Genomic DNA, 17,225 nt, shown 5'->3' with positions numbered 1-17,225 from the left:
AGCCTCCTGCCTCGGCCCCGCCAACCCCATAGCCAACACAACGCTAGTCGGGTTGCCGCGCTGGTGAAAGGAGCGGTCGGACCGCCGCGCCGGTGACCGAGGGCCCGGGCTCAGCTGGCCGACGTGGCTGCCAGCTGGTCCAAGTCCAGCAGGGAGCTGACGCGCCGGCCGTAGATGACACCCAAGAAATCGGCGACGGCGTCGGCGGCCAGCCGCGATCGAACCGTGGACAGGATGTCGAACGCGTGGTGCGCATTGGTGAGCTCCGCGTGGGCCACCGTGGCAGCGCCGGCCGCGCGCAACGCCGCGCAGAAGCCCCGGGCCTGGCCACTGGGAACCAACTCGTCCTTCTCGCCGTGCAGCACGAAGAAAGGCGGCGCGTCGCTGTGCACGTAGGTAACCGGTGACGCCGCCCTGAACCGCTCGGGCTTGTCGGCGTAGCGGGCCTTCACCACGAACTGCTCCAGGAACGGCAGCATCAAGTCGTGCATGTTCTCGAAATCGGTGAAGTCGTACACGCCGTAATAGGGCGCGACGGCCTGAACCGTCGTGTCGGCGTCTTCGAATCCGGGTTGGAACGCCGGGTCGTTCGGGGTGAGCGCGGCCAGGGATGCCAGGTGTCCGCCGGCCGAGCCGCCGGTAATCGCGATGAAGTCGGGATCGCCCCCGTAGTCGGCAATGTTTTGGCGGACCCACGCGATCGCCCTCTTCACGTCGATGAGGTGCGCGGGAAACGTCGAACGTGGGCTCTTGCAGTAGTTGATCGAGACGCAGATCCAGCCGAGTTCGGCCATGCGGCTCATCAGGGTGTAGGCCTGCACTCGTTTGTCGCCGACGGTCCACGCCCCGCCGGGGACCTGGATCAGCACTGGCGCCCGCCGCCCCGGCGCCAGGTCATGGCGGCGCCAGATGTCGAGCAGGTTGTCCCGCCCACCCGGACCGTAGGAGATGTTTGACGTCTGCGCCGCGTACCGGCGATGCGGCCCTGGCCTGTTCAACATGCCGCTGCGCGGCGCGCAGGCCGGCTTGATGCTGCTCGGGTGGCACACCTGCTCGCGGAAGTCTGGACCGAACGACTCCTCGAGCGCGGCGGTCAACGCCCTATCCGCCCGCTGCGCGGCCCAGGATGTGCCGACGCGGCCGATGGACGGGTGCGCGACCCGCGACAGCGCATGCCCGGTCAGCACGTGCGGTGGAAACTCCGTCGAAAGCCAGCCCACGAGGCAACCCAGCGCGAACGGCGAGCCGCGCAGCAACAGCGTGCCGGCCCGGTAAGCATCCATCGCGTCGGCCGCCAGGCGTCCTGCCTGGGTACCAGCCCATGAGCACCGTGAAGTCAGGTGCGTGGTCACGCTCATAGCAACGCCACCCCTCGACGATCTGCACACGCCTCGTTGCGGTAAACGGCCGGTTACCGGCCGGTGTTGCACGTGTGTCGAGGGTCCCAACCATAACCGATAACCGTGGCGCGGGAACGCTTTTCGCGCGCGTCGCGGCGGCGAGTCGTCTCGCGACACGCCGTTGGAATAGACTGACCTGCACATTGCCTCCGTAGCTCAGGTGGATAGAGCAAGGGCCTTCTAATCCCTAGGTCGCACGTTCGAGTCGTGCCGGGGGCACCAAGTTTGACGTCGGACGTCAGTTGATGCTTGACGTTTCGGCTTCGGGTGATGCCTGGTGACCCCTAACAGCCGACTACTTGACCATCGTGAACTGACAAACGTTGGTGTAACCGTCCCGAAAGAGGTCCGAGCAGCCCCGCAGGTAGTGCATGTAGATGTCGTAGGTCTCCTGCCCCTTCAACGCGATCGCCTCTTCTTTGTGTGCCTCGAGAGCGTCCGCCCAGGTATTCAGCGTCGGAACGTAGTTCTTGCCGATGAAGTGATGGCGCTCGATCTTGAATCCCGCGTCCGTGGCGTACCGGTCGATCTGGTGAACCTGGGGCAACCTACCGCCCGGGAAGATTTCCTTGAGGATGAAGCTGATGAACCTCAGCAGGGTCATCGTCGTCTTCAAGCCGAGCGCGTTGACCTCCTCGGTGGTGGGCACCACGATCGAGTGCAGCAGCATCCGGCCGTCGTCGGGCAGCAGGTCGTAGAACTTCTTGAAGAAGACGGCGTAACGCTCGTATCCCGCGTCGCCCGCTCCGTCGGCGAAGTGCTCGAACGCGCCCAGCGACACGATCCGGTCAATCGGTTCGTCGGGGAATTCCTCCCAGCCCTGGATCCGCACCTCCATGCGGCGGGGACTGTCGATTTCTTTGAACTTCTCCACATCGTGTGCGTACTGGTTCTCGCTGAGCGTCAGGCCGATGACGTTGACGTCGTACTCGGTCACCGCGTGCCGCATCGTCGAACCCCAGCCGCAGCCGATGTCGAGCAGGGTCATGCCGGGCTCGAGGTTGAGCTTGTCCAGGGCCAGCTTGCGCTTGGCGTACTGCGCCTCTTCCAGCGTCTTGGTCAGATTCTGCGGGTCGGGATGTTCGTCGAAGTAGGCGCAGCTGTAGGTCATCGACGGGTCGAGCCAGAGCTTGAAGAACTCGTTCGACTTGTCGTAGTGCGACCGGACCTTCTCGACCGGCGGTTTCAGGTGCGCGCTTCCAGCGTTCCCTTGAGCGGACATCTACAACGCCCCTAACTTCCCTGCGGATACGGATGACCAAGATTTTCCAGTGGTCACAGTGATCGTTCCCCAAAAACGTCTAGGTAAAAGCGCTGCTAATCCTTGGGTCACACTTTCGATTCATGCGGGTGGACTCACACCCGGGTAGGACGTCGGCTCATCGTTGACATTTGGTCTCCGGGTGATGCCTGACAGTGTTCCGATTGATGCTTTAAACCCGTTCGGCTGACCCTCCCTGATCAGGGAGTTGAGCGTACCGAGCAGCGGCATCGGACAGTCTTGGTTAGGCGGTGAAACCGCCGTCGACGTTCCAGGCAATGCCGGTGATGAAGCGAGCCTCCGGGCTTACCAGGTAAGCCACGGCGCTGGCGATGTCCTCGGGGCGGCCGTAGTGACCGACCGCCGTGAGTTCCCGCATGGCATCGGCGAATTCGCCCGCATCGGGATTGGCGTCGGTTGCCGTAGGCCCCGGCTGGATGACATTGACCGTGATGCCGCGCGGTCCCAGCTCGCGGGCCAGCCCGCGCGTCAGCCCGGAGAGCGCGGCCTTGGTCATGGCATAGACGGCGCTGCCCGGACGTGGAACGCGGTCCGCGAAGATGCTGCCGGTGGTGACGATGCGGCCACCGGCACCTAGGTGGGGAATCGCCCGCTGGATGGCCACGAATACGCCCCGAACATTGACTGCCAGCATCCGATCGAAGTCCTGTAGCGCAAAGGATTCGGCGACACCGGACTTACTCAACCCGGCGTTGTTCACCAGGATGTCCAAACCGCCGAAGGCCGCCACTGTGGCATCGACCGCGTCGGTGACCTGTTGCGCGTCGGCGCTGTCGGCCTGAATGGCCACCGCCGTGCCGCCCCGTTCCGACACCTCCGCCCGCAGCGTGTCTGCCGCGGTTGCCGAAGCTGCGTAGGTGAATCCCACCATCACGCCGTCGGCGGCCAACCGCTTAACGATCGCCGCGCCGATCCCGCGCGAGCCACCGGTGACCAGTGCCCGCCTTCCCGCCAGAACGTTCATTCCTGTCCGCGCCTCCTTTAGCTTCGGGGCCCGAAGGCGTGCCGCGCCCACTCGGCGAAGGACTGCCACCGGATGTCCGGGTTCGCGGCGTGCAGAGCCTCGATATCGACGCGGTAGCCGGGGCCGTTGAGGAACTGCCACATCGCGTGCATATCGGGATTGGCGATGGAGTCGAGCGGGGTCTGTTCGTGTCGCACGCTGTGCCCCAAGGCCGCGCTGAGCACGTCGGCCATCTGCGCCGGCGTGGCGGCGTCGCCGGCCAGCTCGATGCGCTGCCCCAGGTACGGCTCCGGATTGCCTAGCACCTTTGCGACAAACGCCGCCAAGTCTGGGCGGGCCAACTGCTGCAACGGACGATTGGGCGGCAGCGGCAGATCGAGCACCCCGGCATGAATGCGGTCGGTTCCGCCGAGGGCGTTGTCGAAAAAGTAGGTGGGGGCAGCAATGGTGTACGGCACGCCGCTAGCGGTCAGCTCCGCCTCGATGATCGCTTTGCTTTCGAAATGCGGCACACCGGTGTGCTGATCCGCTCCGGCGACTGAACTGAAGACCAGGTGTGGCACCTGCTCGTCGATGGCCGCCCCGACGATCGCACGACCCTGGGCCAGCTCGGCGTCGACCCCCGCGTCGAACGGAGTGGTCAGCGCGAATACTCCTGCGACGCCGCGCACCGCCGCTCCAAGCGCATTGTGGTCATCGAGAGAGCCGACGACAATCTCGACGCCGCGCTCATGCAGACGACGAACCGACGGCGCGTCAGGACGCCGCACCATTGCGCGCACCGGGGCTCCTAGGGCCAGCAACGCGCTGGCAACCGCGCCGCCCTGCCCACCGGTGGCGCCCAACACCAAGAAGGGTGATCCAGACGTTGCTCTCAACGGAGTTCCTTGCCGCTGCGGCCGCCCTGGCCGAACCAGGGGTAGACAAGACCGACCTCTTCGGCTTTCTTCGCGATCGCCACCGTGGCACGGATGCGCTCGGCTTCGGTGGGTGTGTAGCCCGTCGTCGGATCATCGGTGACGTCGCCGACCGTAAAGATCCCAAAGTGCATACCGGACATCGATTCCACACCTAACGACCGCGGTGCGCTTAAGGACCCCCTATGTCCGAATAGGCCGCGGCGCGTGAAAAGACCTTACGCCTCGTCCACAGCGCGGGTAAGTGCTTGACTAAACGCCTGGCCGCACGGAAGCGGCACCGAGCCAGGAGTGATCAGCCAATGGCGCAACCCAGCGATGCGTGGCCGAGCCTGCGAATTGACGACTGGGCGCCGACGCGGGCCACACTGCACATGTGGATGCAGATCGTCGGCAAGGTCCGACTCGCTCATTCGCCGATGGTCAACCATTGGTGGCAGGTCACTTCGTACGTGACTCCCCGTGGGCTGACGACTTCGACGATCCCGTACGGGACCGAGGTTTTCGACATCGAATTCGACTTCATAGATCACCAGTTGCTGATTCGGAGCAGCACCGGAGCCACCCGTGCCGTGGCGCTGAAACCGATGTCGGTCGCCGAGTTCTACGCGCAGACCATGCGGACACTGGATGAATTAGGACTCACCACAAGCATCCAATCGCATCCTAACGAAGTTGACCCAGCCCTGCCGTTCGCCGAGGACAGCGAGCACGCGTCGTACGACCCTGCCGCCGCCAACCTGTTCTGGCGCCAGCTCCTGCAGGCCGACCGGGTACTTGGTCAATTCCGGTCCCGCTTTATCGGCAAGGTCAGCCCGGTACATTTCTTCTGGGGCGCAATGGATCTCGCGTGCACTCGGTTTTCCGGCCGCAAAGCACCCCGCCATCCCGGCGGGGCGCCGAATTGCGGAGACTGGGTCATGGTCGAGGGCTACTCACACGAACTGAGCAGCTGCGGGTTCTGGCCCGGCGGGGGTGACGAGGGCGCGTTCTACGCTTACGCCTATCCGGAGCCCGACGGGTTCGGTGACCACGCCGTCGGTCCCGCAAACGCTGGCTACCGCAAAGAGCTCGGTGAGTACGTCTTACCGTATGAGGTTGTCCGGCAGGCGGCTGATCCGGATCGGACGCTGCTCGGTTTTCTCCAAGACACCTATGAAGCGGCGGCCATCAATGCCGGCTGGGACCGTGCCGCGTTGGAAGACGACCCGGATCGGTGGAGCGCCTACCGAACACGAGGATGACCACCGAACGGAAAGTCATTGCCGCGCAGCGAGTGCCGTTGACGTCGTCCGCTGCACGGTGGCTGGTCGCAGCGGCGGTCCTTGGCTCCGGCATCGCGTTTCTCGACAGCACCGTGGTCAACGTCGCGCTCCCCGCTATCGGGCGGGACCTGCGTACCGGGTTGGCCGGCCAGCAGTGGGTACTCGACGGCTATCTGCTGTCGCTGACGGCGTTGCTGCTCTCCGGAGGCGCGGCGGGCGACCGTTATGGTCGGCGCCGTGTGTTTCTCAGCGGCTTGGCCGTTTTCACCGCGGCCTCGCTCGCCTGCGGACTATCGCCGACCGTGAGCTGGTTGATCGGCGCACGCATCGTTCAGGGCGTCGGCGCGGCAGCGTTGGTTCCCGGCAGCCTTGCATTGATCGACGTCGGAATCAGAGACCAAGACCGGGCGCGTGCCGTGGGGATTTGGGCAGGCATGTCCGGGGTAACCACGGCACTCGGCCCGTTGATCGGCGGTTGGCTTGTCGACGCCGCGTCCTGGCGGTGGATCTTCTTCTTGAACATTCCGCTGGCCGCCGCCGCCGGGTGGATTACGGCTCGTCACGTTCCCGAATCGCGCAACACCGCCGCGCGAGGACGCCCGGATGTCCTGGGCGCCGCCGCGGTGATGGTCGGCCTCGCCGGAATGATCTATGCGCTGATCGAAGCGCCTTCTCGCGGCTGGACGCCAATCACCGTGGCAGCCGCCACAATTGGCGTAGCGGCACTCGTGACGTTTGCGTTGATCGAGACGCGTGCCGCCGCCCCGGTCCTACCCCTGCGCTTATTTCGCTTGCGCCAATTCACCGGCGCGAACCTCACCACGCTCGCCGTCTATGCCGCGCTCGGGGGCGCTCTCTTTTTGCTGGCACTACAGTTGCAGCAAACCCTGCACTACTCGGCGTTAGCTGCCGGCCTCGCAACCCTGCCGACCACCATCATCATGTTGCTCGGCTCGCCGTGCGCCGGTGCCTTCGCCGAGCGCCTGGGTCCGCGGCTGCCCATGACGGTAGGCCCCCTGTTTGCCGCAGCCGGACTGGCGTTGATGGCCCGCATCACCCCGGGGGCGTCATACTTCGAAGCGGTGCTGCCCGCAGTCGCGGTCTTCGGCCTCGGTTTGGCGATCACCGTCGCGCCGCTCACCGCGGCGGTCCTCGCCGCCGTGCCGGAGGAGCTTGCCGGAACCGCTTCAGGCGTCAACAACGCCGTCGCGCGCCTCGCCGGACTGCTCGCCGTCGCGGCCTTGCCAACCGTGGCCGGAATCGATGCCGGCATCGGGCAACCCCTCGGCCATGGCTTCGCAGTTGCAATGCTCATTGCCGCAGCACTTTCCGCGAGCGGCGGGATCGTCGCGGTCGTCACCATTCACAGCGGCGTCGGCGTCGCACACCAAGTACTGCCCGGGGTTAATTGCGCCTGCCAAGACCCCTGCACTCGACATACCGCGCAAGCGCCGGATGGCAGGTAGCAGTTCCTTATCGTTTCTGTGCCGCGAGCGCGTGTGCCGCGATCGATAAGCGTTCGAGGAACCGTGACTAGCTCCCGACCAACTATTCGGACGGGTTTGCGTGCGGCAGCGCTGCGGGTAACCCCCCCGGGTGCGCGCGGAATCGGTGATTCCTGCAGCCGCGGTTGCCGTGGCCATTGCCGCATGCTCGGGTCCCATCGCATCGGCTGATCCCACGCCCGAGAATCCACCGTTTCCCATCGGTCAGTTGGGTGTGCCCGTGCATGTGCGGTCGGCCGGCGGCGCGACCGCAGACATCACTGTCGACAGTGCAACGTGGTTGCCGCCGGGGTGCGCCTCGCATTTTGCGAATCCGTCTGGCCCCGGCTGCAACGTCGTGGAATTGACCATCACCGCGACGTCCCACCGGTTCTTCCAATTCGACCGGAACTACATATTCGCGGGTTACGGCGGCGGCAGTCAGCCGTTGACCCATCCCGACAATGCGCCCCAGCCGGCAACGCTCGCGGTCGACTACCAGAGGCTCGACAAGATGCCCCCGCTGCAGTCGGGCGGCCTTCAGGACGGGCAGACCACGCATGGTTTCGTGGGCTTCGCTATGCCTGCGGCAGGCGACCTGTACATCACGATCAACGATCCCGCGCAACCCGCTCCCTTCACCGAAGCGGGCTGGATCGTCCACACCTGACGCCGACGGCAGGCACTAACCGGTGACCCCGGCCAGTTCGTGTGCCACCGCGTCGAACGCACGCAGCGTGTCCAACATGTGCGGCTCATGGGAGTGCGGCTGGGTGGACACCTTGGCGGCGACGACCTCCGCGGAGCGGTTGACGTAGACCATCTGACCGCACATGCCCAGGCACAACACCACGTTGCTGCCCGGGTACGGGAACCACATCTGGTTGCGGTACATCCCGCCGGGCAGATCGGTGTCGTGATCGGGGCTGGCGGCGAATGCCTGACGGGAGTCGGCGCCGCCGTCGAGGGTGTCGGCGATCCACGCCGCCGGCACCACTTGCTCCCCGGTCAGCGAGACACCGTCGCGCAGGAACAGCGAGCCGAACCGGATCATGTCGGTGAGACAGGCGCTGATGCCGCCGTCGCAAAACCCGGTCCCGACCGAGTCGACGGCAATGGTGGCGTCGCGGTGGGCGCCGATCCGACTCCACAACAGTTCCGACATCAATTCGGGCATCCGCTGGCCGGCAGCGACCTCGCAGATCCAGCCGAGGACGTCCGTTTCACACGAGCGATATTCGAACGGTCCGCCGTGAGCCGACTTCTGCCGCAGGGTCAGCAGGAAGTCGTGCAGCGTGGCAGGGACGTCCGGGCCGCTCTTGGGTGCCCACCCCATCGCCTGGTCGAGACGGTGGATCTCGGCGGCCGGATCGTCGTAATTTTCGGAGAAGGCGATGCCCGACCTCATGTCCAGCAGGTGGCGCACCGTCGCGCCGGCGTAGCCGGAATTGGCCAGGGCGGGAACGTATCTCGTGACCGGCGCGTCAAGATCGATCGCACCGGAGCCGTGCAACCCGCCTGCCACCGCCGCCACCATCGACTTGCTCACCGAGAACAGCAGGTGCCGGGTCGTGGCCGTCATGCCGTCCAGGTACTCCTCGGCCACCGTCGAGCCGCGGTGGGCGACGGCCCACCCGTCGGTGACGGTGGCGGCCATTACCGCGCCGACGGTGGTGGCCGTCCCGTTGGTGTTGGTCACCGAAATCTCGGCCACGGGAGCACGGGCGGCTGGCAGGCGCGCGACCGGCCCGGCCCCCCTGGGGATTACTGCGGTCGGCACCATGTCTTCTACATGCTGGAAGGACCACCGCGCGTACGGCGGCGACAGCCAGTTGTGCAGTGCGATACCGGCCGGGCGGCTCACGCGCGCGCGACGAGTCGCGAGACGATCGGCGCGGCGGGGGTCAGGGGCGTTGAGGTGAACTTCGCCTTCATACCTTTGACCCAGCGCTGGCAGCGGTCGCTGAGCTGATAGTCGTCCGTCTGCAGGTGTGCGCGGGTGACGAGCACGCCGAGTTGGGCCCCCTCGGAACGCAAGTCGCCGGGCGCCGCGACCCGCATGTAAAAGGCCTCGGAGCCGTCGAGCAGCGTGGCCCAGTCGTTGGCGGTCCGCGAAAAGGAGACCCGACCGTCGTCGTCGATGCGCCATACCCCGGTGCGTGGCGTCGCGGTGAAGATCTCGATATCCGGCGAGGTCTCGGTGAGGATCACCTGGCCCCAGACCTCGTCCTCGCCGTAGCCGCGCTCCCAGCGGGAGTTGATCTCATCGATGTCGAGCTCGTACTCCACGTCCATGTACTCGAGCAGGTGAAAGAGGAACAGCGGCATGTCGGCGTAGGCCTCGGTGGTCAGGTTCGTCATCGGACTCGCGCCGCTCAGGCGCGGATTCACCTCGCCGAGGTAGAGCTCGTCGGAGTCGAGGTCGTGCAGCAGGTCCACCTCGAAATAACCGAGATAACCCTCGCGGCGCATGACGTCGCCCAGCTTTGTCACCATTTCTCGCGCGGCATGCGTCTGGGCGGGCGGCAGCACCTCGTGCCAGATGTCATTGCCACACCAGCTGCCCCGGCTCGGCGTCAGCTCCGAATAACCGACGAGACTGGTCATCGCTGGGCCGACCACCGTGCCGTGGCGGGTCACTGCACCCTCGAGGCACACCTCCACATTGCGGATGCGCTTCATGACCTTGAGGTCCTGCCCGACCAGGTTACCGGCGTGCTGGTCCCAGTCGCGCTGACCGTGCACAAAGAACGTCCCGCTGCCGGCATTGCCGTACGCGATCGAGATGACGAGGTCATCCCCTAACCCGGCGCCTTGTGCGAGCGCCAGCAGTTCGTCGTAGGAGCCGGCCCGCCCGATCGTGTTTGGCACGCTCGGCACCCCCGCCTCGCTGGCCAGGTGCGTCATGACGATCTTGGAGCCCAGGCGATTACGCAGCTCGATCGGCGGATGCATGACCTCGAGGCCCGCGGACCGCGCGAGGGCCTGGATTTCCTCGTTCATCATCACAAAGCAGCACTTGCCGCCGGGACCTTTACCGGCGATGAACTCGAGCGTCTCGGAATCGGACAGCAGGTGGCTGCACACCTCGTCCATCGAGTCGAAATCGCGGCGGTCACGTCGCCGGGGCACGAACACGCGCGAGTGTGTGCCCTCGAAAGAGTCAAAGTAGGTCAGGTAGAAGAAGTTTCGTATCCAGCGGTCGACGCCTAGCAGGTTGAACGGGGTCGGCGAGATGAAGTACAGCGGCACCTTGTTCGTGTGAAAGAACGCGCGGATGTCCGAGAGGCCTTTCAACGGGCGGCGCGGCTCCAGCTCGGGCCCACCGGCGGGCACGATCAGGCCACCCGCGGGGGCGCTGCGCTCAGCGCATAGGCGGTGCAATCACAGAGGTTCATTCCACAAGTGTGAACCCGCATGGCCTGCGGCACTCCCTTAACGGAGTTCCTTCATGAACTCTTTCGCCAAAGGGGCCGCCGAGGCCGGATTCTGACCCGTGAAGAGATTGCGGTCTTTCACCGTGTAGGGCTTCCAGACCTCGCCGCGGGAGAAGTCGACGCCCAGCTTCACCAGTTCGTCCTCGGCGGTCCAGCGCGCCTTCTCTCGCAGGCCGACGGCGTCCTCTTCGTCGTTGGTGTAAGCCGTGACCTGGTAACCGGCGAATGGTGAAGCCCCGTTTCGCCGAGTCGCCATGAGGGCGACCGGAGCGTGACAGACGATGGCCAGCGGCTTGCCGGACGCGAGTGCCGCGGTCAGCAGCCGGCCTGAGTCCGCGTCCTGCCACAGGTCCTCCATCGGGCCGTGCCCGCCCGGGTAGTAGACGGCGTCATAGTCCTCGAGGCGGGCGTCGGCCAACTCGATCGGCCGGCGCAATTCCTCTGCGGAGCGCAGGATCTCCTCCAGCTCCCGGGCGATCTCTTCACTGCCGGCCATCGACGGACGCAGGCTCATCACATCCACATGCGGCACAACACCTTTCGGGGTGGCCACCACGACCTCGTGACCGGCGTCGGTGAGCGCGCGGTACGGGGCGGCGAACTCCTCGGCCCAATAGCCCGTCGGATGCCTCGTGCCGTCCTTGAGCGTCCAGTAACTTGCGCCGGTCACGACGAACAGAACCTTTGCCATCGCGCGTCCCCTCGTTAGCCCCGCAATGCATTGATGCCCAAGCGTCGCCCATCTCATAGTCGGCGTGCAACCGCGAACCGCCAATCGCCAGGCGCACGGAACCGATTTCCTTGTCTGCAGTCTTGTTCTCCGCCACGATTCGCATTTAGCGTCCTGCCGTCGGTGCCTTTGGGCCGGCGCTCTCTGCGGCCGGCATCAACATCAGCGGTAGGCCATTGCGGATTCTTGCTGGCCTCGCGCACCGTCGCTGCGCCGCAAGACACGACGGCGTTAAAGGCTCCCAACAAGTGCCGCGATGCCGCCGGTCGCTAAAAGTTTGCCAAATTGACGGTTAGGGAACGACAATTGGCGTGTCGTGCGAGCAGATGACGCTAGCCGGGGGATTATGACTTAGGGCGTCTCTATTCGAGGGGTGGTCGATGTGACGTCGGACGACTGGCAACCGGTGGTGCGAGTTGGAGAACCCAAGTTCGTAGCCGGGCTGGGGAACAGGATCAAAGTTGAGGTCAAGACACGGGGGTGGCTAAGCCGAGACTGGCGTGGCTACTTCGGATCCCAGGTTTCGCAGCAACGGCTCGATGCCCGGTACTCCTCCTATCCCTGTTGGGATGAAGTCCAGCGCATCGAGGGCACGTGCGCCGTGGACGAAGCGGAGCGTTACATCGAAATGATCGATGCGGCAATCCACTATGCGAACACGAGGTTCCGCTACGACACGTTCCCAACCACGGTGATCCAAGGGACGCAGCGGGATCAACGAGCATGTGCCGTCAGACGGCGCCAAGCGGCGCTCGATCAGCTGGCGAAGAAGTTGGCTAGACCCGAATGCGGGTGAGCAAAAGCAGTCAAGGCTTTGGGCTCAGTGTGTGACTCTTCTCGGGCGCCGGTTCAAGCGTGGTCGCGCATTTTCGGTCCTGAATCACATCCCCGTCATTAAACGACGTGGCGTGCTCGGCACCCTTTTGAGGGTTGCCTCGAGCGCCCAATGGCAAACGCATTCGCTTTTTCACAACCATTCTTTGAAAATGCCCGCAGCCGACCTCCAATAGCGTTCGCGTCCCGAGGGAAGCCAATCCCCTGCCGGTCAAGACCGAATGCGAAGGCAACGGTTCCCGCTGGTGCCTATTGGGCGAAACACACAGCGACCGCGCCCACACCGGTTGTCATCCGTGAGCAGGTCGCGCAGTACCCTTACCCTGCCCCGGAGTCGCAGCCGACGGCACAGCATCGTGCGTCGCCCGGACCCGCCAAACCCAAGCCGCGGAGGTGCCTGATGGCCCAATCCGACCTCGTCTTGTTCACCGTCGAAAATCGCGTCGCGCTCGTCACCGTCAACGACCCCGACCGGCGCAACGCGGTGACCGCCGAGATGTCCGCGCACCTGCGCGCCGCCGTGGAGCGGGTCGAGGCCGACCCCGACGTGCACGCCCTGGTGGTCACCGGGGCCGGCAAGGCGTTCTGCGCCGGCGCGGACCTCAGCGCGCTCGGCGCCGCGGGCGGCGACAAGGCCGAGACGGGTCTGCAGCAGCTCTACGACGGCTTCATGGCCATCGGCAGCTGCCGGCTGCCCACCATCGCCGCGGTCAACGGCGCGGCCGTCGGCGCGGGTCTGAATCTCGCACTGGCGGCCGACGTGCGCATCGCCGGTCCGGCGGCGCTGTTCGACGCCCGGTTCCAGAAGCTCGGCCTGCATCCCGGCGGGGGTGCGACCTGGATGCTGCAGCGGTCGGTGGGCCCGCAGGTGGCCCGCGCGGCCCTGCTCTTCGGCATGCGTTTCGACGCTGAGGCCGCCGTGCGCCACGGCTTGGCGCTTTCCGTCGCCGACGATCCGGTCGCCGCAGCGCTGGAGCTCGCCGCGGGGCCCGCGGCCGCCCCGCGCGAGGTGGTGCTGGCGACGAAGGCCACCATGCGCGCCACCGTCAGCCCGGGATCGCTGGACCACGAGCAACACGTCTTCGCCATGCGCACGGAGCTCGGCCCCCAGGCCTACTCCATCCAGTCGCCGGAGTTTGCTCAGCGATTGGCCGCGGCACAACGCCGGTAGTGCCATGATGGTCAACAGGTTGGGATCGGTAGCAGAGCACACATTGTGTGATTGCTGCGAAGACGCCAACCTCCCTGGCGCATGAACAAAGGACGTGCAGCGTGCAAGTCACCCGTACCCTCACCCGCGCCGTTTCCGGCGTCCTTCTGTCCAGCGGCCTCGCGACGGCCGGCTTCGCGCTGGTCGCCGGAACGGCACACGCCCAGCCAAGCCCGGCGCCGCAGGTGTATTGGTGCCCCAACCAGCCGTGGAACCCGGCATGGGGTGAGAACAAGTACTGGAATCAGTGCTGGGATACCGACAACCCGCCCGCGTACCCGCCACCGCCGCCTTCGCGGGCGCCGAGCTTCAACTGCGGCCTGTTCTGGTGCCCCGTTCCGCCGCACCCGTGAGGTTTTACAGGTCGATCAACGCGGTCGCCGGTGACTCGATCAAGTCCCTCAGCTCGGTGACGAACCGGGCCGCCTGCGCGCCGTCGGCGACGCGGTGGTCGAACACGCACGTCAGCGTCATCGTCGGGCGTACCAAGACCTGATCCCCGATCGCCACCGGGCGCGGCTTGATCGACCCCATCCCCAGGATGGCCGCTTCGGGATGGTTGATCACCGGCACGCCGTCGTCGGCGCCCAGTGCCCCGAAGTTCGACACGGTGAAGGTGGAGCCGCGCAGCTCCCCCGGCGTGAGCGTGCCTTCCCGCGCGCCGGTGATCAATTCGGCTGCCCGCGTGGCCAGTTGGCGGGTGGTCATGTTGTGCGCGTCGGTGATCACGGGGACCAGGAGCCCGCGTGTGGTGGCCACTCCGAATCCCAGGTGCACTCGCTGATCGATGCGAATCTGCGGACCCTCGGGCGAGTCGACCCACGACGAGTTGAGGATTTCGTTGTGGCGCAGCGCAATTACCAGCATTCGCATTGTCAGGACGAACGGCGTGATCCGCTGCTCTGCCGACGCCAGGTCGGACAGCCTCAACAACTCGGTACAGTCAACCGCGACGCTGACTTTGGCGGCCGGGATCTCCCGGTGCGAAGCCGTCATTTTGTCGGCCATCCGGGCGTGCACGCCGCGGACGGGTCGAACGTCGGCCACGTTCTGGTCAGCCGCCGCCAGCACGTCCGCGCGGGTGATGATGTCGTCGGGATCGCGCTGCAGCGAGCGTAGGTCGACCATCAGCTCCTTGGCCAATTTGCGGGTCGGCGGGGCCGCGCGCGGGCGGCCGCTCCGCCGGCTGACGTCGATGCCGGCGTCGGCGCCGTAGCCGACCAACGTGGGCAGCTGCTCGGAGGCCGCGGGGACGTCGCCGTTCAGCGGCGCGCTGTCGATGCGCACCAGCACCGCGCCCACCGGGAGCACATCGCCTTCGCCACCGTGGGTTTCGACGATGCGCCCCGCATACGGGCTGGGCAGTTCCACCTCCGCCTTGGCGGTCTCGACGGAGCAAAGCACCTGGTTGAGCTCGACGTCGTCGCCCGCGGCGACGTTCCAGTGCGTCACCGTCACTTCCTGCAATCCCTCCCCGAGGTCGGGAACCCGGAACGACTTGACCCGCTCGTCGGCGCTCATGGCTGTCCCAACGCACGCTCGACGCAGTCCAGCAGCCGGTCGGGCCCGGGTAGCCACAATCGCTCCAGTCGCGCGGGCGGGTAGGGAGTGTCAAATCCACAGGCGCGCAACACCGGCGCCTCCAGTTCGTAGAACATCTCCTCTTGGATCCGGGCGGCCAACCCGGCGCCGTATCCCAGGCTGCGCGGCCCCTCGTGCATCACCACACAGCGTCCGGTCCGGTGAATCGACTCCGCCACCGTATCGAAATCCAACGGGACCAGTGACCGCAGGTCAATGACCTCCAGGCTCCAACCACGTTGCCGCTGCGCCTCTTCCGCGGCGCCGACCGCGGTGCTGACCAAGCTGCCGTAGGTCACGACGGTGACGTCGGAGCCGGGCCGGCGCACCGCCGCCCGTCCGATCGGCGGTTCGGGCCGCTCGGTGTCGACATCGCCGCGGACCTGATAGCGCCGCTTCGGCTCGAGATACATCACCGGATCCGGGCAAGAGATCGCATGGCGAAGCAGCCAGTACGCGTCGGCCGGGCTGGACGGAACCACAACTTTCAGGCCCGCGGTATGCGCCCAATACGATTCGGTGGAATCCGAATGATGTTCAGCGGCACCGATTCCGCCGAACGACGGGATCCGCACCGTCACCGGCATGTTGATCTCGCCGCGGGTGCGGGTGCGGTACTTCGCCAGATGGCTGACCACCTGATCGAAGGCCGGGTAGGAAAAGCCGTCGAACTGAATTTCCGGAACCGGCACAAACCCGCGTAGCGCCAGTCCCACCGCGATCCCGATGATGGCGGACTCCGCCAGCGGCGTGTCGAAACAGCGCTGCTCGCCGAACGTTTGGGCCAGCCCTTCGGTTACCCGGAACACCCCGCCCTCGACCGAGACGTCTTCGCCGAACACCAGCACCCGGTCGTCGGCGGCCATCGCGTCAACCAGGGCACGGTTGAGCGCCTGCACCATGGTCAGCGACTGCGCGCCGGCGTTCTCCGTTGTGGCGGTGAGGGTGTCACCGGGGCTCGCCGGGCGATCAGCGAGCTGAGTCATTCAGGCCTCCCCATCGCTTCGGTCGAGTTCGGCCCGCAGCGCTTGGCGTTGCGCCTGCAGCCCCGGCGTGATCTCGGCGTACACCGTGGTGAACACCTCGTCGATGTCGAAATCGGGTGCACCGAACACCGCGTCGCGCAGTTCGGTGCGCATCCGCTTCGAGCGGGCGGCGACGCGGTCCTCGAGGCGGTTCGACCACAATCCCTGACCTTGCAGGTAAGTGCGGTAGCGCGGGATCGGGTCGAGCGCCGACCAGCGGTCCACCTCCTCCTGGGTCCGGTAGCGGCTGGGATCATCCGAGGTGGTGTGCGGGCCGAGCCGGTAGGTGACCGCCTCGATCAGGGTCGGACCACCGCCGGCCCGGGCGCGCGCGGCGGCCTCGGCCATCACCGCGTAGCAGGCCAGCACGTCGTTGCCGTCCACTCGTATCCCGGGCATGCCGTAGCCGATTGCCTTGTGCGCGATGGATGGTGCCGCGGTTTGTTTGTGGATCGGCACCGAGATTGCCCATTGGTTGTTCTGCACGAAGAACACACACGGCGTGGCGAACACGGCCGCGAAGTTCAGCGCCTCATGTACGTCGCCCACGCTGGTCGCGCCGTCGCCGAGGAAGGCCACCGTGACCGAATCCTCGCCGAGGCGTTGCGCGGCCATCGCCGCCCCGACGGCGTGCAGGGTCTGGGTGCCGATCGGGATCGAGGTCGGGGCGCAGCACTTCTTGGTGAATTCCAGTCCGCCATGCCAGGTTCCACGCCACACCGCGCCGACGTGGCCGGGCGGGATGCCGCGCACGAGGTAGACGCCAAGCTCACGGTATTGCGGAAACAGCCAGTCCGTCTTACGCAGACAGGTGGCCGCGCCCACCTGGGCGGCTTCCTGACCGCGGCACGACGCGAACAACGCCAGCTCTCCCTGGCGCTTCAGGTTGATGAACTCGGTGTCCAGCTCGCGGGTGACGACCATCATCTCGTAGAGCCAGCACAGTGTCTCGACGGGAAGGTCACGGCCATAGCGGGGCTCGGGCGTCGGTGTCCCGTCCGCGGCGACGAGTTGCACCGGCTCGAGGTCGACGGTCATCGGCAGTTGAGGCACCGTCGCCATACCGTCTCCCTACCTCGGTGCCGCAGGGGTCACA

The 17,225-nt window shown here is 66.1% G+C and carries 16 protein-coding genes, 1 tRNA gene and 1 pseudogene; 7 read left to right on the top strand and 11 right to left on the bottom strand.

Annotated features, from left to right (window positions below):
- Nucleotides 1–110: 110 nt before the first annotated feature.
- Nucleotides 111–1,358 (bottom strand): alpha/beta hydrolase, encoded by a 1,248-nt coding sequence (locus A5773_RS10620; protein WP_067790817.1) that lies wholly within the window; start codon nucleotides 1,356–1,358, stop codon nucleotides 111–113.
- 187 nt (nucleotides 1,359–1,545) lie between these two features.
- Here A5773_RS10620 and A5773_RS10615 point away from each other — a divergent pair.
- Nucleotides 1,546–1,622 (top strand) — tRNA-Arg (locus A5773_RS10615).
- 73 nt (nucleotides 1,623–1,695) lie between these two features.
- Here A5773_RS10615 and A5773_RS10610 read toward each other — a convergent pair.
- The 4 genes and pseudogenes from A5773_RS10610 to A5773_RS25985 all read right to left on the bottom strand — a co-directional run.
- Nucleotides 1,696–2,622 (bottom strand): cyclopropane mycolic acid synthase family methyltransferase, encoded by a 927-nt coding sequence (locus A5773_RS10610; RefSeq protein ID WP_066958414.1) that lies wholly within the window; start codon nucleotides 2,620–2,622, stop codon nucleotides 1,696–1,698.
- Between the two features lie 283 nt (nucleotides 2,623–2,905).
- Nucleotides 2,906–3,646 (bottom strand): 3-oxoacyl-ACP reductase family protein, encoded by a 741-nt coding sequence (locus A5773_RS10605; protein ID WP_067790815.1) that lies wholly within the window; start codon nucleotides 3,644–3,646, stop codon nucleotides 2,906–2,908.
- 17 nt (nucleotides 3,647–3,663) lie between these two features.
- A complete protein-coding gene (locus tag A5773_RS10600; RefSeq protein WP_067790813.1) occupies nucleotides 3,664–4,524 on the bottom strand; it encodes an NmrA/HSCARG family protein in 861 nt (286 codons plus the stop codon).
- Nucleotides 4,525–4,571: 47 nt separating this feature from the next.
- A pseudogene (locus A5773_RS25985) lies at nucleotides 4,572–4,697 on the bottom strand (LLM class flavin-dependent oxidoreductase); the annotation flags it as partial.
- A 168-nt stretch (nucleotides 4,698–4,865) separates the two neighbouring features.
- Between A5773_RS25985 and A5773_RS10595 the strand changes: the two are divergent.
- The 3 genes from A5773_RS10595 to A5773_RS26265 all read left to right on the top strand — a co-directional run bounded on the left by A5773_RS10595 (nucleotide 4,866) and on the right by A5773_RS26265 (nucleotide 7,982).
- On the top strand, nucleotides 4,866–5,807 hold the full coding sequence (locus A5773_RS10595) for a DUF5996 family protein (RefSeq protein WP_067790811.1): 942 nt from the start codon (nucleotides 4,866–4,868) through the stop codon (nucleotides 5,805–5,807).
- Nucleotides 5,804–7,294 (top strand): DHA2 family efflux MFS transporter permease subunit, encoded by a 1,491-nt coding sequence (locus tag A5773_RS10590; protein WP_067790809.1) that lies wholly within the window; start codon nucleotides 5,804–5,806, stop codon nucleotides 7,292–7,294. Before A5773_RS10595 ends, A5773_RS10590 begins: the two co-directional genes overlap by 4 nt.
- Nucleotides 7,295–7,424: 130 nt before the next feature.
- Nucleotides 7,425–7,982 (top strand): hypothetical protein, encoded by a 558-nt coding sequence (locus tag A5773_RS26265; protein ID WP_066958424.1) that lies wholly within the window; start codon nucleotides 7,425–7,427, stop codon nucleotides 7,980–7,982.
- 15 nt (nucleotides 7,983–7,997) lie between these two features.
- Here A5773_RS26265 and A5773_RS10580 read toward each other — a convergent pair whose 3' ends face one another.
- The 3 genes from A5773_RS10580 to A5773_RS10570 form a co-directional block, all read right to left on the bottom strand.
- Nucleotides 7,998–9,176, bottom strand: coding sequence for a serine hydrolase domain-containing protein (locus A5773_RS10580; RefSeq protein WP_067790807.1), 1,179 nt, complete (start codon nucleotides 9,174–9,176; stop codon nucleotides 7,998–8,000).
- Entirely contained in the window at nucleotides 9,173–10,654 is a 1,482-nt protein-coding gene (locus A5773_RS10575; RefSeq protein ID WP_156659815.1) for a biotin carboxylase, read from the bottom strand. The genes A5773_RS10580 and A5773_RS10575 overlap by 4 nt, the downstream gene beginning before the upstream one ends.
- A 93-nt stretch (nucleotides 10,655–10,747) precedes the next feature.
- On the bottom strand, nucleotides 10,748–11,440 hold the full coding sequence (locus A5773_RS10570; RefSeq protein WP_066958430.1) for a type 1 glutamine amidotransferase domain-containing protein: 693 nt from the start codon (nucleotides 11,438–11,440) through the stop codon (nucleotides 10,748–10,750).
- Nucleotides 11,441–11,861: 421 nt separating this feature from the next.
- On the opposite strand from A5773_RS10570, the gene A5773_RS26755 reads away from it, so the two are divergent.
- The 3 genes from A5773_RS26755 (at nucleotide 11,862) to A5773_RS25980 (ending at nucleotide 13,876) form a co-directional block, all read left to right on the top strand.
- Complete coding sequence (locus A5773_RS26755) at nucleotides 11,862–12,275, top strand: hypothetical protein (RefSeq protein WP_067790852.1); 414 nt, start codon at nucleotides 11,862–11,864, stop codon at nucleotides 12,273–12,275.
- Between the two features lie 438 nt (nucleotides 12,276–12,713).
- On the top strand, nucleotides 12,714–13,484 hold the full coding sequence (locus A5773_RS10560) for an enoyl-CoA hydratase (protein WP_067790805.1): 771 nt from the start codon (nucleotides 12,714–12,716) through the stop codon (nucleotides 13,482–13,484).
- A 101-nt stretch (nucleotides 13,485–13,585) separates the two neighbouring features.
- Entirely contained in the window at nucleotides 13,586–13,876 is a 291-nt protein-coding gene (locus tag A5773_RS25980) for a hypothetical protein (RefSeq protein ID WP_156659805.1), read from the top strand.
- A gap of 4 nt (nucleotides 13,877–13,880) precedes the next feature.
- Here A5773_RS25980 and A5773_RS10555 read toward each other — a convergent pair whose 3' ends face one another.
- The 3 genes from A5773_RS10555 to pdhA are packed head-to-tail and all read right to left on the bottom strand — an operon-like array spanning nucleotide 13,881 to nucleotide 17,191.
- Entirely contained in the window at nucleotides 13,881–15,044 is a 1,164-nt protein-coding gene (locus A5773_RS10555; protein ID WP_067790803.1) for a dihydrolipoamide acetyltransferase family protein, read from the bottom strand.
- Nucleotides 15,041–16,090 carry a 3-methyl-2-oxobutanoate dehydrogenase subunit beta gene (gene bkdB, locus A5773_RS10550; protein ID WP_066958437.1) on the bottom strand — a complete coding sequence of 350 codons (1,050 nt, stop codon included), beginning with the start codon at nucleotides 16,088–16,090 and terminating at the stop codon, nucleotides 15,041–15,043. The genes A5773_RS10555 and bkdB overlap by 4 nt, the downstream gene beginning before the upstream one ends.
- The gene (gene pdhA / locus A5773_RS10545) at nucleotides 16,091–17,191 is read right to left on the bottom strand and encodes a pyruvate dehydrogenase (acetyl-transferring) E1 component subunit alpha (protein WP_067790802.1); all 1,101 of its coding nucleotides are present in this window, start codon (nucleotides 17,189–17,191) and stop codon (nucleotides 16,091–16,093) included. It abuts the gene before it with no gap.
- Nucleotides 17,192–17,225: the final 34 nt, after the last annotated feature.

This window comes from Mycobacterium sp. 852014-52450_SCH5900713, assembly GCF_001667075.1.
GTDB lineage: Bacteria > Actinomycetota > Actinomycetes > Mycobacteriales > Mycobacteriaceae > Mycobacterium.
The sequence above is the reverse complement of the archived record's forward strand: the minus strand, read 5'-3'. Positions and strand labels throughout refer to the sequence as shown.

What these genes read in the sequence shown, in the direction of transcription:
- A5773_RS10605 (WP_067790815.1), bottom strand. Translation starts at nt 3,646, where the DNA reads ATGAACGTTCTGGCGGGAAGGCGGGCACTGGTCACCGGTGGCTCGCGC.
- A5773_RS10610 (WP_066958414.1), bottom strand. Translation starts at nt 2,622, where the DNA reads ATGTCCGCTCAAGGGAACGCTGGAAGCGCGCACCTGAAACCGCCGGTC.
- A5773_RS10595 (WP_067790811.1), top strand. Translation starts at nt 4,866, where the DNA reads ATGGCGCAACCCAGCGATGCGTGGCCGAGCCTGCGAATTGACGACTGG.
- A5773_RS10620 (WP_067790817.1), bottom strand. Translation starts at nt 1,358, where the DNA reads ATGAGCGTGACCACGCACCTGACTTCACGGTGCTCATGGGCTGGTACC.
- bkdB (WP_066958437.1), bottom strand. Translation starts at nt 16,090, where the DNA reads ATGACTCAGCTCGCTGATCGCCCGGCGAGCCCCGGTGACACCCTCACC.
- A5773_RS10570 (WP_066958430.1), bottom strand. Translation starts at nt 11,440, where the DNA reads ATGGCAAAGGTTCTGTTCGTCGTGACCGGCGCAAGTTACTGGACGCTC.
- A5773_RS10555 (WP_067790803.1), bottom strand. Translation starts at nt 15,044, where the DNA reads ATGAGCGCCGACGAGCGGGTCAAGTCGTTCCGGGTTCCCGACCTCGGG.
- pdhA (WP_067790802.1), bottom strand. Translation starts at nt 17,191, where the DNA reads ATGGCGACGGTGCCTCAACTGCCGATGACCGTCGACCTCGAGCCGGTG.
- A5773_RS10590 (WP_067790809.1), top strand. Translation starts at nt 5,804, where the DNA reads ATGACCACCGAACGGAAAGTCATTGCCGCGCAGCGAGTGCCGTTGACG.
- A5773_RS10560 (WP_067790805.1), top strand. Translation starts at nt 12,714, where the DNA reads ATGGCCCAATCCGACCTCGTCTTGTTCACCGTCGAAAATCGCGTCGCG.